Here is a 15,695-nt window from a genome sequence, read left to right on the forward strand (position 1 = left end):
GGTGCGAGTTTCTCGGCCAGGTCTTCGATCTGCGCCGCGATCGTGTTGATCTCCTCGGTGAGACTCCTGCACCTTGTGGTGATCACGGCGGCGAGGTGCGCGACGACACCGGTCAGCTGCGTCAGGCCTGCGTTCCGCGCTTGAGCGTCGATATAGTCCGCATGTCTGGGGCCTGAGCTGGTGAAACGGCGATGAGCCCGGTGACAGGCGTGTCACGAGGCGGCGGTGTACGCGCTGGTCAGCGCTATGCGGCTGGGGTGGCGTCGAAGACGCGGGGTGGCTCAGTGAGGCCGAGGGTGGTGAAGGTCTTCTTCTGGGCTGGGTTGAGTTCGGTGCGTTGGTGGAAGGTCCCGGCGGGGCCGTGGAAGGTGCCCAGGTGGATACGGTCGAGGTTGGTGCGGATCGTCTTCCAGGTGTCGCCGGTGGTGGTCTCGGCGATGCGGATGAGCAGCAGGGCGAGCCAGCACAGTAGGACGTGGGCGCGGATGCGGTCTTCGCGGCGGTGGTAGACCGGGCGCAGGTCGATGATCTGCTGCATGTCCCGCCAGCCGCGTTCGACCTCGAGGAGTTGCTTGTAGCCCACGGCAATGTCCTCTGTGGACAGTTTGGGGTCTGAGCAGCGCAGCAGGTACTTGCCGTCGAGGTGTTCCTCGGCCTTGATCGCGGCCTGGTCCACGCGCAGCAGCCCACCGGGGGTCACGCGCAGGAACCTGTTCAGGCCGGGCTTGGTGGAGATCACTCCGCGTAGTTCGGCCCGTTTGGTGACGCTCAGCTCGTCGGAGCCGGTGATCCGCTCGGTCAGCAGGGCGACCAGACGCTCACGCACGCTGCGGTCGCGTTCGGCGGCTTCGGGGTTGTAGCAGATGATGAACCGGTCATCGGCCAGGTCGCCGAGTTTGACTTCCTTGACCTGCAGGTTGCCGGCGACGGTGGCGTAGCGGCCCTGGCGGGAAAACGCTGCGGTGGCCTCGGCCGAGCCGGAGCGCAGCTTCTCACCCAGGATGTAGTGCCCACCAGCGCGCTGCAGGTAGCGCCGGTTCTCGGCCGAGGTGAACCCACGGTCGGCGACCCACACGATGCGGGCCAGGCACCATTCCCGCATGTCGTCTTTGACCTGGCGGATCAACGCCGAGTCGGTGGTCCCACCCGGCCAGACCCAGCACCGGACCGGGATCCCTTCCCGGGTCACCGCCATGCCGATCACGACCTGGGGCAGGTCATCGCGGTGATCCTTGGACTTGCCGTAGGCGCGGAACCCGGCCTGCTTGACCGCCTGAGGGGCGCCCTCGTCCACGACGGTGCCGCGTTCGTCGCGCCACAGCAGCTCGTCGGCCTCATCCAGCTCGAAGTACGTCGATGTCGTATCGAAGAACAGCAGATCCACCTGAAGGTTCAACAGATCAGCGACCCGGTCGTAGACGCGGCGGGTCAGCTGCGGTTCGATCTCGATCAGCCGGTCCATCGCCCGGTAGCACACGTCGTCGCTCACCGCGGGTAGGCCGGGGATGTGCACGTCATGGGTCACCCAGTCCGCGGCGGCGAGCTTGCTGCAGGCATGCAACGCCCGGTTGGCCGTCAACGCGAACAGCACCCGCTCCAGGTCGGCGTCCCCTGCCCGTCCCCGCACCGCAGCGGCGATCGTGGTGTCGATACCCAGCCGGCGCCACAACCCATCCAGCAGCCAGGCTCCACCCACCGGCCGTGACTCCACGAACGACAGTCCGGCCTCAGCCGTGGCGGCCAGGGCCTCGTCTGGATCCAGCAGCCGAGACAGGGCCGCGACCAGCCGCCGGACTCCGTCACGGTCGAGCTGGTCCTCTCGGCCGAAGGAGTACAGCACCTTCGTTTTCGACGCCTTGGCGATCGGGTCCCATTCGTTGTGCGCCAACTGCAGGTAGCGGACGACCTGCCCGTCACGGGTCCTACGCGTCGACGCCCTGACGTACACGAAGCGGCACCGTACACCACCTAGCCACAACGAGGGAATCCCAAGCCTGCAACCGCCACCAACCCTCAGGCGTGTCACTATGATATTTCGCCGTTTCCACCAGCCAGCAACGGCCTGACCAGCGGTTCCGCCGCCGAACGCCGACTATATCGACGCTCAAGCGCGGAACGCAGGAAGATCATTAGCCGGATAATGCTTCGACAACGCCGTGGCCGAGGCCACCTTCTCCACCATCAAGGTCGAGTACGTCCACCGCCGCCAGTTCCGCACCCGCGCCGAGGCACGGCTGAAGATCGCCACCTGGATCACCCGCATAACTACAACCGCCGACGCCGTCACTCCGTCTGCGACGGACGCTCGCCGATCGACTACGAACGATCAACCATCCACGTCCTGGAGGGCCAGGCCGCATAACCGGGTCCTCCACGATTCCAGGGGATTGACAACCCCGACCCGTCCGCACCAGCAGCCGCGGTACCACCCGGCGCCACCGCACCCACACCCGTATCGAGATGGGCATACGGCAACCCCGGCCCAGCCACCGACCCCACGGCCTGCACGACATCGCCGACCCGCGGCCCGGCAACACCCCCAAGACCCGACAACTCCGACGGGACCGCCGGCGCCGGCGCCGGCGACATGGCCGATGCGGCCCGACCCGACGGCACAGACGGACCGATCGCCACGGCAGGAGTCGACGCCGGCGGTACCAGCCCGGACAGATCCCGAACAGCCACCCGGTACCGCGACGCCTCGTGGGTACCATTTGTCCCGACCCTGACCCGCTCCAGCGGACCACCTTCAGTCAAAGCCTTGATCCAACCACGCACCGTTCCTGAGTCTGCTTTTATCTCCTTGGCGAGTTCTCGCGAGCTGGCCTCGATCTCCCCGTTCTTCTCGTTCATGCGTTTGATCAGGGCGTCCCGCAGCTTCTCCAGGTTATTCCCGTAAACAACCTTCTGCTGGTCGTTCCGGTACTTAACATTTTTGATGATGGCATTGATGTGGTTGGTGAACAGGTCCTTGGCCCTATCCGTGTCAAGCACCCATGTTTTGCCCGCAGGCGGGGCCGGCGACGACGGGTTCGGCGGCCGGACGCTCCGCGGCCCCGCCGACCCCACCGCATCGCCCGGACCGCCACCGTCAACGCCGGCACCTTCCCCCTCAGCATCCGCAACGTCCCCACGTTCCACCGACAACCCATCAACCACCCGGTACCGCGACGCCTCGTGGGTACCATTTGTCCCGACCCTGACCCGCTCCAGCGGACCACCTTCAGTCAAAGCCTTGATCCAACCACGCACCGTTCCTGATTCTGCTTTTATCTCCTTGGCGAGTTCTCGCGAGCTGGCCTCGATCTCCCCGTTCGTCTCGTTCATGCGGTTGATCAGGGCGTCCCGCAGCTTCTCCAGGTGTTTCCGGTAAACAACCTTCTGCTGGTCGCTCTTGTTATGACCTTTTTCGATGATGGCATTGATGTGGTTGGTGAACAGGTCCTCGGCCCTATCCTTGGCAAGCACCCATGTTTTGCCCGCAGGCGGGGCCGGCGACGACGGGTTCGGCGGCCGGACGCTCCGCGGCCCCGCCGACCCCACCGCATCGCCCTGACCGCCACCGTCAACGCCGACACCTTCCCCCGCAGCATCAGACGGATCGAACATCTCCACGTCAGGGTCGGACTCGACATTTCTCGGCAGACCGTCAGGACCGCCCGACTCCGCAACCCCCGAACCAGGACGCGACCACCGCGGATCACCGGGCACGTGCTCCCCGCCGGAGGGGAAACCTCCTGACGCCCCCGCAACGTCCCCGCGTTCCACCGGCAACCCCTGCAACTGCCGCGCACGCCGATGGGCCAGAGCAGAACCGGGCCGCTGGGACAGCTCCGGCAGAACGGTGTCCGCCGGCCAGGCAGCTGCCGCCCCGGCTGCCGGGAACGCACCCGTATTGTCCAGCCGGGACAGGTCCTCGCCGGGCGGGTGGGCCGGTCCGAGAGCTTGGTAGTGGTCGCCGTTCTGCCGTTGCAGATGGATGGTGGCGGCGCTGGCATCGCGGCCGGGAAGGGGGCGCTCGTACTGCTGCTCATGGACGACAATGTTCACGTTGAGCGCGAAAGCGAGCGCTTGGGGCAGGTCGTCACCGACCGGGGTGTCCCACAACTCGGTGTGCAGCATGGCCTGGTGGAGCAGATGACCCCCGCCGGGGACCGTGCGATGGACCGCGACGTACTCGGCGACCAGACGGATCAAGGCCCGTGTGCCGTCGGTGACATCCGGGCCGGTATAGCCGGCCAACGCGTCGAGGATGATGTCAGGAGAGCCGGCAGGAGCATCGTCGATCAGAGCGGCGATCGCGGCCCGGGCCGCGTCGAGTTGCGTGGCCTCGCTGAGCCTGGTGACGTGGGAGTCGATGACGTCCTGCGGCGGGGACCAGTCGTCCGGCAGGACGGCTTGCAGGTCGGCCAGGCTCGCGTCAGGGTTGAGGCCTCCAGCCCGGGCTGCATCCCGGGTGGCCCGAATCCGAGCGGCCTGGATCCATTGATCCACCTGTTCGCCGGTGGGCGCGTAGCGATCGGGGGGCAGCAGGTGCTGCAGGGCCGGCAGGCCGAGTCCCTCGCTGATCAACCGGCCGGTGCTGCGTTCAACGAGACCGGGACCAGCCCCCAACCCCAGGACGAGCTGCTGAGCGAGCTGCTCGGCGGCCAAAGCCCGCAGCCCAGCGGCGCTGTCAGGCTCGCCGGCGCCGTCCCCGAGACGCACCCCCTGCCGGCGGGCACTTTCCAGGACCGCATTGAACAAACAATCCCCATCACCAGCAACGTCATAGACAAACATCCCAGCCGGCCCCGGCAGGACCCGACGCGCCACCGCCACAGCCGTACCCGCCCACCCCCCAAGGGACGACTGCCCGACAACACCCACAGCAGACACCAGCGGCACCAGCCCGGACCCGCCCGGAGCAACCACCCGGTACCGCGACACCGCACCGTCAGCTGTCCCGCCCTCGACCCGCTCCAGCAGACCACCGCGAACCAAAACATCGATCCGGTCTAACACCACCCCCGGATCCGGCACGGATATCGCCTCGGCGAGCTCCTGCTCGCCGGCCACGATCACCCCGTCCTCCATGCGGTCGACCAGGGCGTTCCACAGCTCCTCCAGGTCGTCCCGGAACTCAAGCTGCTGCAGTTTGGTCTTGTTCTTAAGAAGTCCTAGCTTTGCGACGATGTCATCGACGACGCGGTCGGTGAACAGCTCCTGGGCCGTATTGCGGTCACGCACCCATGTGCCGTCCGCAGGCGGGGCCGGCGACGACGGGTTCGGCGGCCGGACGATCCCCGGCCCCGCAGACATCAGCGCATCGGCCGGGCCGCCACCGTTGAAGGCCGGGCCGTCTCCCTCGGCGAATCCGTCCACCTCGGCGAATCCGGCACCAGACCAATCGGACATCGCCTCGTCGGGGTCGGGCAACCACCACTGATCACCCGACCCACCGCCACGCCCGTCGTCCCACCCATCGTCGCTCCGCCAACCCCGATCGACCGCCGCACCTGCCGCCGCCACCCCCGAAACAGGCACAGCCGAAAATCCGGACTCGGTGACCCACGCATCGTAATGACGCCCACCACCGTCGTCCTGCCACAACCGCAACGGCTCCGCCCCCACACCCGCCCCCCGGGCGGACACCAGCGTCGCCCCGACCCGATCACCAGGCGATCCGAGCACCACCCTCGTCCCCAACACACCAGCCAACAGCGCAGCGAACAACAACGGAACATCGCCCTGCTCCGTGTTCCAGGACGTCTCCCACCTACGCACCAACCGAGCCAACCGCGCAACACGCCCCGGCGACACCTCCACGGCACCCCGCCCCCGCCGATCCCACACAGTACCGATCGCATACGCAACCAACCCCTTATACCGCGCATCGTGACCCGGATCAAGCACCAACTCCGCCAACCGATTCGCGACCGCCGTCCTCACACCCTGGATACCGCTCCCCTCCGCCACCAGCACAGCCCCACCACCCACAGACAACCAGAACGGAACACCAACCAGCCAATCACGAGCCTCTTGCGGCAAACCATCAAGCCCCGCCAACCCCAGCGGCGCGGACAACGCCGCCGCATCCAGCAGACACCACCCAGACCGCGGCACCCGCACCACCCGACCAGACACCGGCCCAGAAACACCCGCCGACCCCACCACCGCGCCCCAACCACCACCGTCAAAACCCCCACCAACCCCCTCAACAAACCCGACACCAGACCCATCGAACATCACCACATCAGGGCCGAACCCGACGCCCCCCGGCAGTCCACCAGAACCACCCAACTCCGCAACGCCCTCACCCTCCCCGACACCAGCAACAACACCCAACCCCTCCAACATCGAACCCGGCAGCGCCAGCCCCGGATCAACCAACCCGGACCCCCCCGCCCCACGGACTTCCCCACCCGCCATCGAGGGCACGAACGCACCAGACGACGGCCAGAACGGACCAGACACCCAAGACGACACAGACGGCACGGACGGTGCCACCGCCGACGCCGACCCACCCTCCACCCCACCCGGCACCACCACACCCACACCAGGATGCGCATACGGCAACGACCCGACAACCGACCCCGACACCGGCGCCACCGCCGCTCCCTCCCGCCCAAGAGACGACAGCCCGACAACACCCACAGCAGCACCCGACACCGGCGGCACCAGCCCGGACCCGTCCGGAGCAACCACCCGGTACCGCGACGCCGCACCGTCATCTTGCCCGCCCCCGACCCGCTTCAGCAGACCATGGTCGATCAACCGCTTGATCCAGCGGTTCACCGACTTCTTCGGCATCTTTGTCTCGGCGGCGAGCTCGTTCTCGCTGGCCTTGATCTCCCCGTTCTTCTCGTTCATGTGTTTGATCAGGGCGTCCCGCAGCTTCTCCAGGTTGTTCCGGTAAACAACCTTCTGCTGGTCGTTCTTGTACTTAAGATTTGTGATGATGGCATTGATGTGGTTGGTGATCAGGTCCTTGGCCCTATCCTTGGCAAGCACCCATGTTTTGCCCGCAGGCGGGGCCGGCGACGACGGGTTCGGCGGCCGGACGCTCCGCGGCCCCGCCGACCCCACCGCATCGGCCTGACCGCCACCGTCAACGCCGACACCTTCCCCCGCAGCATCAGACGGATCGAACATCTCCACGTCACGGTCGGGCCAAGCACCCCCCGGCAGACCGCCAGGACCGCCCGACTCCGCAACCCCCGAACCAGGGATCAGCTCCCGCGGATCACCGAACACGTGCTCCCCGCCGATGCGGGAACCCCTGGACGCCCCCGCCGCAACGTCCCCACGTTCCACCGGCAACCCCTGGACCGGCAACCCATACAACTGCCGCACATACCGATCGGCCAGAACAGAACCAGGCCGCCGGGGCAGCGCCGGCAGAACGGTGTCCGCCGGCCAGGCGGCTGCCGCCCCGGCTGCCGGGAACGCACCCGTATTGTCCAGCCGGGACAGATCCTCGCCGGGCGGGTGGGCCGGTCCGAGAGCTTGGTAGTGGTCGCCGTTCTGCCGTTGCAGATGGATGGTGGCGGCGCTGGCATCGCGGCCGGGAAGGGGGCGCTCGTACTGCTGCTCATGGACGACAATGTTCACGTTGAGCGCGAAAGCGAGCGCTTGGGGCAGGTCGTCACCGACCGGGGTGTCCCACAACTCGGTGTGCAGCATGGCCTGGTGGAGCAGATGACCCCCGCCGGGGACCGTGCGATGGACCGCGACGTACTCGGCGACCAGACGGATCAAGGCCCGTGTGCCGTCGGTGACATCCGGGCCGGTATAGCCGGCCAACGCGTCGAGGATGATGTCAGGAGAGCCGGCAGGAGCATCGTCGATCAGAGCGGCGATCGCGGCCCGGGCCGCGTCGAGTTGCGTGGCCTCGCTGAGCCTGGTGACGTGGGAGTCGATGACGTCCTGCGGCGGGGACCAGTCGTCCGGCAGGACGGCTTGCAGGTCGGCCAGGCTCGCGTCAGGGTTGAGGCCTCCAGCCCGGGCTGCATCCCGGGTGGCCCGAATCCGAGCGGCCTGGATCCATTGATCCACCTGTTCGCCGGTGGGCGCGTAGCGATCGGGGGGCAGCAGGTGCTGCAGGGCCGGCAGGCCGAGTCCCTCGCTGATCAACCGGCCGGTGCTGCGTTCAACGAGACCGGGACCAGCCCCCAACCCCAGGACGAGCTGCTGAGCGAGCTGCTCGGCGGCCAAAGCCCGCAGCCCAGCGGCGCTGTCAGGCTCGCCGGCGCCGTCCCCGAGACGCACCCCCTGCCGGCGGGCACTTTCCAGGACCGCATTGAACAAACAATCCCCATCACCAGCAACGTCATAGACAAACATCCCAGCCGGCCCCGGCAGGACCCGACGCGCCACCGCCACAGCCGTACCCGCCCACCCCCCAAGGGACGACTGCCCGACAACACCCACAGCAGACACCAGCGGCACCAGCCCGGACCCGCCCGGAGCAACCACCCGGTACCGCCCGGCGACACCCCCGGACGGCCCCGCGGCGGCACCCCCGCCCCGCCGCACACCGAAACCACCACGGCGATCCTCAGACACCGACCCTGACCCTGGCGGCGCGGGATCAACCAGCCGATACCCATCCCCGCCAGGCACAACCCGGAACCGGCCAATAGGCCCCTGCAACGACGAAACCACCCCAGCAACCCAATCCCCGTCATCCACCCCCACAGGACGCAACCCCGCAGGCATCGCCCGCACAAGCTCCCCAACCCCGACGAACGCACCTTCAGCCTGCATCAACCGACCCAACACCGACGCCGCAGCAGGATCCAACGCCCGTCCCGCACTCTGATCCACCAGAAAATAAGCAAGACTCACACCACCGCCGCCGACCGCCGCCGAGCGAGTGCCAATACGATCGCCGACCGCCTCCCGCGCATTGTTAATCGCCGCTGTGGCCGGCCGACGATAGCTCTTTTTGCCGATCAACTGTTCGACATCCTCGACGGGGACGTCCTGCCCTTGGGCATCATACAGCTTACGCAGCACCAACTCCGTCGTGCTTATGGCGCCCTTGTGCATCTTGAATACCCAATCGGGGGTGCCGTCATTGAATTTGACCCTGGTGGTACCGCCCTTTTTTTTATTCCTGGATTCTTCGATGGTGAATCCCGGATTGAATACGTTGACGAGTCCGCCGCCGCCGGCGACACGCTTCAACGTCAACCCCCCAAACCGCCGCACGCTCTCAGCCGGCCCGGACGCCGCAGCCGACACCACGGAACCAGCATCAGGGGACACACCCCCCACCGGCTGCGGCGACCCCGACAACCGGGCCGGCCCGGCCGACCGAGGTTCCCGCAGCGGTGATGGCGCACCGGCCGCCGGCGGGTCAACCGAACCACGCCCACCAACACCACGCCCAACCCCACCACCACCGCGACCGCGACCGCGGTCGGCCCGCGCACCCGGCCGCCTGGTCACCGACGGATCAAGCAACCCCGCCACCACCGACCCCGACAACGACCCCGGCGCCGAGGTCGGCGCGGGCGGCAACTGCCCGAGCACCCCATCGTTGAGCACCACACTCAACGAACCCTGCAACTGCTCCGGCAACCGCGCCAGTCCCGGATCGCCGGACCGGACCGGCAGCTCGAACCTCGGCGGCAACCGCGCCAGTCCCGGATCGCCGGACCGGACCGGCAGCTTGAACCTCGGCGGCAACCGCGCCAGTCCCGGATCGCCGGACCGGACCGGCAGCTCGAACCTCGTATACGGCGACTCACCCGCCGCATACTGCGTCTCGATCATCACCAACTGCCCATCGGCCTCCCGCTCCACCAACACCACATGCATCGGCAACCCCGGACGCTCCACCCGTACCGCCGTCACCGCACCACGCGCCAACGACTCCAACACAGCCACATCCGCACCCACACCAACCCACTGAACACCACCCAACCGCGCCACAATCAACGACTCCACCACCGACCCCGGCACCGACCAGTCATCCACCACACCCCCCACCCGCGGCAACCCCAACCGCGCCGCAACCTCCTCCAGCACCCACCCCACCCGCGACAAACAATCATCCACACCCACCACCCACCCCCACAACGCCGCAACCGCCGCCCCCACCACCGCCGACACCAACCCCGACCCGTCCACACCAGCAGCCGCGGTACCACCCGGCGCCACCGCACCCACACCCGTATCGAGATGGGCATACGGCAACCCCGGCCCAGCCACCGACCCAGCCGGCCCAGAGGAACGCCGGGGCCGGCGATGCGGGGGCGGCAGCGCTTCGTCAGAGCCGTCGCCACCGCCGTCCAACGGCCGCTTCTGCTGCGGCGTCCGCGGAGGCATCGCTGCCCCGGCGCGTTCCGGCCCGCCGGGTCCCGTAGCAGGCGGCCCGGACCGTACGGTCTCAGCCGGTCCGAGGGCTTGGTAGTGGTCGTTGTTCTGCCGTTGCAGATGGATGGTGGGGGCAGTGGCATCGCGGCCGGGAAGGGGGTGCTCGTGCTGCTGCTCGTGGATGACGATGTTCAGGTTGAGAGCGAGCGCGAGCACTCGAGGCAGGTCGTCACCGACCGGGGTGTTCCACAGCTCGGTGCGCAGCATGGCCTGGTAGAGCAGATGACCCTGGTCGGGGACCGTGCCATGGTCCCTGACGTGCTCGGCTACCAGGCTGATCAAGGCCCGTGTGCCGTCGGTGATGTCCGGGCCGACATGGCTGGCCAACGCGCCGAGGAGGACGGCGGCGACAGGCGAACTGTCGATCAGAGCGGCGATCGCGGCGCGGTACGCCTCGAGTTGCGCGGCCTCGCTGAGCCTGGTGACGTGGGAGTCGATGACGTCCTGCGGCGGAGACCAGCCCGGCAGGGCGGCATGCAGGTCGTCCAGGCTCGCATCATGGTTGAGGCCTTCAGCCCGAGCTGCTTCGCGGGTGGCCCGAATCCGAGCGGCCTGGATCCATTGATCCACCTGTTCGCCGGTGGGCGCGTAGCTGAATTCGGGGAGCAGCAGGTGCGCCAGGTGCTGCAGGGCCGGCAGGCCGAGTCCCTCGCTGATCAACCGGCCGGTGCTGCGTTCAACGAGACCGTGAACAGCCCCCAACCCCAGGCCAAGCAGCTGGGTGGCGGCCAGTGCCCGCAGCCCAGCGGCGGTGTCAGGCTCGGCGGGGCCGGCCCCGAGACGCACTCCCTGCCGGCGGGAACTTTCCAGGACCGCGTTGAACAAACAGTCCCCATCACCGGGAATGTCATAGACGAGCATCCCAGCCGGTCCCGGCCGGGGCCGGGCCGGTCCCGGCCGGGACCGGCCCGGATCAACCACCCGGTACCGCGACGGCTTGCCACGTTCCCCGCGCTCGACCCGCACCAGCAGACGATCGTCAAGCAAAGCCTCGATCCAGCGACTCACCATACGCGGCGGCACGGATATCGCCCTGGCGAGCTCTCGCTCGGTGGCCACGATCTCCCCGTCGTTCGTACGGGCGGTCAGGGCGTCCCACAGCCTCCGCAGGTTGCTTCCGTAATCACGCTTCCGCAGGTCGTTATCGACGCGGTTGGTGAACAGCTCCCGGGCCGTATCCGGGTCACGCACCCATGTGCCGCCCGCCGGCGGCGTCGACGTCGGCGGCGTCGGCGGCGTCCGGACGATCCGCGGCCCCGCCGGCATCACCGCAGCGGCCCGACCATCGGCCGGCCCGACCGGACCAGACAGCACGGACCGACCCGGCACCGCCCTCCACGCGATACGCACATACGGCGATGACCGGATTCTGTTGAGGTCCGATCGGCCGAGAACCGACGGATCCAACGATACCCACCCGGCAGGTACCGACACCGGCGCGGAAACCCGACCTGGTGCGGCCTGTGCCACCGAAGATCCGGTCGGGTCGGACCGCACGGTCTCACCGTCGGCAAGACCATCTGTCGCCGCCGGATCGGCGGGCACCTGAAGCAGATGTTGCGCACCATGGACCGGCTCGATGACCATCACTGGTGCTCGCGCGGAGACCAACGCCCGGGCATCCAGCAAGCGGTAGAAAGTGCTGCCGGGAATTTCCGGAAGGTCGCGCACGTAGTGCACGGGAACCCAGATTTGGAAATCACCAGGGCCAACGCGCCGGGCCTCTACCACCACGTCGTGACCGCGCAGCCACGAGTGAATGGCTTCGTCGCCCACGACACTGGGCGGCACCCGCATCAACCTACCATCGCCGGACACCATCCCTTCGGGCAGCGTCGTCTCCTCGAACACCTGGCGCACTACCCTGGCCAGCCCCTCCGGCACTTCCTGCTGCGGGCCTGACTGGATGCGGGCAGCGACGGCCAGGGCGTCACGGTCATCGGCGCCGGACGCCTCGGTCCTGTGCCGACCGGTCAGGGAAATCAGCAGTGCGCGCAGGTCGCCGAACGTTACGGCGTCCACATGGTGATCGGCGAGCCCCGTCCACCGATCTTGAACGGCCCGATGGTTGCCGGCGGGACCCGTCCGGATGAGCACGGTCGCGTGCCGGGCGAGTTGCGCGTGGAATGGGCTGAGGGAAACATCAGAGCCCGGCGGCCCCAGCATGATCACGATTCGTGAATCCGGGCCGCCCTCAGGCAGGACCTCGGCCGCGTACTGCCCGGCCGTAAGCCATCCACTGCCATACGCCGGGCGGATCACCGTACCCGGCTCGTGCCCGTCGACAGCTTCGAGGTTCACCTGCTCCGGCTCGACCACAATCCGGTCACCGGCATACGCCGGCACCGCATAGCGCAGATACCGGGCGGTGTCGGCCGGCACAGGCACCGCCCGGATCTGACCGCCGGGCGACGGGTTCAGCCACACGTCGAACACCTCGTCGGGTGCTTCGCCGGTGGGGTGGCGGCGTCGGAGCAGGGGCAGCACCTGCACGTCCACCGCTGGGTCCGGGTCCGACGCCGGCAGCCGCAGCACCGCGCCCCGCACCTCCGGCGGCACCAGCACGTGGACCACGTCCACGGCCGCGGCGTCGCGCGGCGGTCGCATCCGCTGGACCAAGCCCAACCGCAACCACCGGCGGGCCGCATGGATCCGCCGAGTGGCATCCAGCCCCGCCGCCACCGGCACCCAAACAGCGCCGCCAACGGGACCGCCCGCCACCGACCAGGCCTCAGCCGCGGACACCGGCGCCGAAGGCACACCCCCCGCCTCGACCATCGCCCGCATCGCAACGCTGGCAAGCTCATCCTCGGTGAGGCCCAACGGCCACTCCTGGCGATTCAAACGCGCCCGCAGCTCACCGACGACGTCCAACGCCGGCCACGCATCAGACGCCGCAGCAGGGGCTGCCTCCGCGAGGCGATCGAACAGCAACGTTCCAGCCATCGACGTCACCAGCCATCGAAATGGTTCAGGATGGCTCGACCGGTCCGACCGGCCGTAGTCACCGCCGGTCGAAACGACCGCACCGTTCGGCGCCGGCCGCCCATCAAGCCGCAGCTGCCGGGTCCGGTCGCTCAACGCACGCGCATAAACGTCCCCGTCCGCAACTGTCGCCCCAGCCAGCAACAACACCAACGTCCGACCCGATACATCAACCATGCCGATCAGGTCACCGACCGACACCCGACCACCGGGCCGGTCGGCCACCGCCAGCCACTGCCCCCGCTCCAACCGTTCGCCGTCGACGCCGTGCGCCGCATCGGGCACGGTACCCGCAATGACCACGACGTCGGGCGGCACATCGAGCTGTCCCGCCGCCTCCGCAACCCGGTCCGGATCGACAGCACCATCAGCCGGCGGCTCGACGAACCACACATCATTCCGCAACCGCCGCAGCCACGACCCGCCACCACCAACCGCAACAGCACCCGGGGCGGGTCCCGGCCCGGCCGTGACACTGCCGGTGCGGTGTACCCGGTCGGCACGTGTCCGCAGGATCCAAACCGGTACCGCGGGCGCGCTTGAACGCTGCGATGCACCGGCCACCGTGGCGGCGATGCCGGCCGTGTCCATGACCGCACCGACAGCAACCCCCGCAGCCCCCGAAACGTCCGCCGGCCCAGCCGAAAATGCGGCCGGGTGCGCCGACGACGACGGCACCCCCGCCCCAGGAGCATCGGACCAGCTCACCTCGACGAGCCGCGTCCGCGATGCCGCGCCACCACCGAACTCGAGCATGGACACGAACCTGGTACCCGGCCGGACGACGATGACACGCGGATCAGGGCTGACAGCCGAGCTGGTACTGATACCAACCCGCTCGTACCCCTCCACCACATCGACGGTCCCGGTAGACGCGACCAGCGGAAACGGAATCTGAACGGTACCGTCCGCGCCACCCAACGCCGCCAGATCCCCGGCCCGCAGCAACACCTCACCCGCGCGACGCTGAACCGGCTGTTCTCCCTCGCCGAACAACACCGAGCTGACGATCCCGGCCAACGCCTCAGCCAGCTCCCTGCGCCGCCCACCCAACAGCTCCGCAAGCAGCCGCGACATGTCGGCGCCAAGATACACAAACGCCAGTGCCTGCCGGGTCACCCACCCATCACTGCGCCGAACCAGCCCACCATGCTCACTGCTCGGCCGAGCCGGCGCACTGTGCAGTTGCTCCAGAATTTCCGAACGGCGGGCATCGACCTCCCGCGCACCCAGATAACTCGTCGCCAGCGCCGCCCGCCGGACGAAATCCAGGTCCCGTTCGCTGCCGGACGACGGCTCGAGCCCACGCCGCACTTGCCCCACCCCGAGCCGGGCCGCCGCAACAGCCGTATGGTCGACCACCTCGGCGATCTCGAGCTCCGGACCCTCGAGCAGCAGCAGTCCCCGCACCGCGGCTTCAAGCAGGTCCCGGTTTGCCCCTACCCTGTCATACGCCGCCATGATCGCCCGTGCCTGACGCTCCTGGCGAATCTCCCGGAGTCGCGGGGAAACAGGTTGTGCGGTCCCGCTCGCGGCACGGCGCCCGGTGGGGGCGGTGGTTGCCGGCGCGTGGCGTGGTGGTGGGATGTCGACCACGGTCGAGCTGTCCCCGGACTGCGCAACGAACACGCCGACACCGAGACGCTCGCCGATCGCGACCGCCGCGTTGCTCAACCACGACCTCACGTCCCGCGGCGCCCAGTCGCCCCGAACCGCAGGCCTCATGTAACGACCAGAGTTGCCGTTGACCTCCCAGCGCTCCTCAGTATCCGACCAATACAGCATGCCGGAAACGCGGGCCGGGGCCACCCGCGTATACCCCTGGTCATCAAACCCGACCGCAACGGTCGAAGGTCCCGAACCACGCAAAATCTCCGTAAACCGGTCCCACGTCAGCTCCGGCTCGACACGCCCCCGTTTCTCGGCATCCCGTTTCTCGGCATCCCGGACATTGTCGAACAACCTTCGAGAGCCGGCTTCTCCAAGCACCTCAATGGGATCCAGCGCACCAATCCGTATAACACCGCGTTCATCGAAGGTGAACATCCATACTATATTCCGGTTATCCTCGTGCTTCACCTCCTTCACCTCATCTTCCGACAATTCGTCAAGGCGATACCAGAACGGGTTCAGCCGCACCTCACCACGTGCGTCACGCTCAACCCAAGCAACAGATCGCGGCCCGGCCAACTCACCGAACCGGGCATCAAGATGACGATCCGGATCAGCACCGGTCAGCCCGACCAACTCACTGCCGTCGGACACCCGAACACCCGCCGGCGCCACCAACCCAACGGTCATCGGCAGGAACTTCACCGCCACCACCGACCCCGGCGCAACCGCCA

General features: G+C 68.1%; 3 protein-coding genes. All 3 read right to left on the reverse strand.

Annotated features, from left to right (window positions below; genetic code table 11):
* Positions 1–244: 244 nt before the first annotated feature.
* Complete coding sequence (locus ABD901_RS56845) at positions 245–1,948, reverse strand: IS1634 family transposase (RefSeq protein WP_345144426.1); 1,704 nt, start codon at positions 1,946–1,948, stop codon at positions 245–247.
* A gap of 156 nt (positions 1,949–2,104) precedes the next feature.
* Positions 2,105–2,257, reverse strand: coding sequence for a hypothetical protein (locus tag ABD901_RS56850; protein WP_345144430.1), 153 nt, complete (start codon positions 2,255–2,257; stop codon positions 2,105–2,107).
* Positions 2,258–2,316: 59 nt separating this feature from the next.
* On the reverse strand, positions 2,317–15,666 hold the full coding sequence (locus tag ABD901_RS56855; protein ID WP_345144428.1) for a hypothetical protein: 13,350 nt from the start codon (positions 15,664–15,666) through the stop codon (positions 2,317–2,319).
* Positions 15,667–15,695 lie beyond the last annotated feature (29 nt).

This window comes from Dactylosporangium darangshiense, assembly GCF_039537565.1.
Lineage (GTDB): Bacteria > Actinomycetota > Actinomycetes > Mycobacteriales > Micromonosporaceae > Dactylosporangium > Dactylosporangium darangshiense.